Here is a 1,915-nt window from a genome sequence, read left to right on the forward strand (position 1 = left end):
ACGAGGTTCACATAATAGCCGGTGAGTGGGACCTCCTCATAAAGGTCCGCGCCCCCAGCTCCGAGGAAGTCGGTAAAATCGTCGTTGACAAGCTCAGGGAAATAAAGGGCATAGGCCAGACGGTAACTATGGTGTCCTTCGTTACAGTTAAAGAGGAACTCTGAGGCTTTAGGGCGATGATTGGCGTTCTCCTTTCTGATTTATGATGATGCGAGGTTTGATGAGCCCTACATCACACAGCACTTGTAGATTATCTCGATGTCTCTAACAGTTTTTGCCCACTCTATGATTTTCCTCGGCGGGTTCGTCAGCCTGTCAACGCTCGCCAAAACTGCCCCCCTGTCGAACTCAAGACGCCACCTTCCAGTCGGGCGCATGCAACCGATGCTTAGTTCTCCGTTGAAGCGCTCGCGGGCGTATTTTATGACCTTCAGGCTCTCCTCCACGCTCGGCTTCGGAACGCTCTCCATCTCAGTTCCCTTCGTCGGGATGAGAACGTCCAGCACGAGGACGTCTATTGGATACTCCATGAGCATGTCAATCGCCCGGTACTCCCAGTGGATTCTCCCGAAGTCGAGGCCTATCGTTATGTGGGGCGCCACGCGGATTCCGTTCTCGGTCAGGAGCTCGATTATCCTCAGGTAGTCTTCAAGTGTCTTGCCTATCTTGTAAACTCGCCTTATCACGTCGTCATCGCCGACGAAGTCGAGGGAAACGACATCAACGTATTTCAACCACTCCAAATCGCTCTCGTCTATGAAACCGACGTGGGCGTTGAGCTTCAGGTTCGTTCTCCTCTTAATCTCCCTCAGCTCGTCCGCGTACCTGTCAATCGGTACCTTCAGGCGTGAATCCATTCCCCCGCTCAGCAGACAGCCCAGTCCGCCGGAGCGCTCAAGGTTCAGGCAGAAGTCAACGAGCTCCCTTTTCCTGGGCTTCTTCATACCCTCGAGGTAGTGCCTCCCGCAGTGGGCGCAGTTGAGGGCGCAGTAGCTCCCCGTGAGCGAGACAGAGGGGAATTTGATTCCGGGGATGTATATCTTCAGTTTCTTTTTTTCTGCTTCCATTTCAATCACCTTTCAGAGCAGGGGGGTTGCAGGGGGCGGAGCCCCACCTTCGGGGGAGGGGGTTAGCAAGGACGTGGGGGGGTGAAACCCCCCGGTCCTGCGAGGGAAACTTGATTCCGGGGATGTATATCTTCAGTTTCTTTCTTTCTGTCATACAATTCACCTCTCAGAACGGAGGTTTTGCCCCCTTCATTGGTTACCTTTTTCTGAATGGCACTCCAGTGAAGAAAAGTGAAAAGGGGGCTAAAAACCCTTCCGGGACAAAAATGGGAAAGATGTCACTCCTTCCTGGCCTCTTTGTGGTTCTTGAACAGAGGCCACCAGGCCTTCTCGCCGAAGAGGCTCATGAAGGCCGGGCCTATGAAGTACACCGCCATCGTCGCCGTCAGCAGGACTCCTGCCGCCAATGCAAAGCCTATCTCCCTCATTCCCCACGTGCTGCTGAGCATCAGCGCCCCGTAGGTGCTCGCCAGAACCACCGAGAGGCCGATTACCAGCATGTCCATCGTTCCCGCGGCGACTACCAGTGCATCCTTCGGCGAACGGCGCTCGAACTCGTCCCTGGCCTTGACGAGGTAGAAGCTGTTGTAGTCTATGCCGACTCCCATGAGCACGACGAAGACCATCAGCGGCAGGAACCACATGACGTCCTTGCCGAAAACCCTGCCGAAGAGCCACGTCGAGACCCAAATGCTCGTCATGACGCCGAGGAATATTGTCATCATCGTCGATACCACAGCAGGCAGTCCCTTGAGCGTCGGTATCAGCGAGAGGAACATCAGCACTAAAGCTACTGGGATTATCCTGTGCCAGAAGATGTCGTTTATCCTGTCGGTGAGGTCCATCGA

Annotated in this window: 3 protein-coding genes; 1 reads left to right on the plus strand and 2 read right to left on the minus strand. The window is 54.6% G+C overall.

The window, feature by feature from the left end; translation table 11 throughout:
• Positions 1 to 164: Lrp/AsnC ligand binding domain-containing protein (locus tag MVO87_RS01065; RefSeq protein ID WP_297551914.1), on the plus strand; the 164-nt coding region annotated here is incomplete at its 5' end.
• A 63-nt stretch (positions 165 to 227) separates the two neighbouring features.
• On the opposite strand, the gene lipS1 is transcribed toward MVO87_RS01065, so the two are convergent.
• Both lipS1 and MVO87_RS01075 read right to left on the minus strand, forming a co-directional pair.
• On the minus strand, positions 228 to 1,067 hold the full coding sequence (gene lipS1 / locus MVO87_RS01070) for a LipS1 family lipoyl synthase (RefSeq protein WP_297551910.1): 840 nt from the start codon (positions 1,065 to 1,067) through the stop codon (positions 228 to 230).
• Positions 1,068 to 1,345: 278 nt separating this feature from the next.
• Positions 1,346 to 1,915 (minus strand): MMPL family transporter (locus tag MVO87_RS01075; protein WP_297551912.1); only part of this gene is annotated, 570 nt, incomplete at its 5' end.

It is taken from the genome of Thermococcus sp., from assembly GCF_027063845.1.
Classification (GTDB): domain Archaea; phylum Methanobacteriota_B; class Thermococci; order Thermococcales; family Thermococcaceae; genus Thermococcus.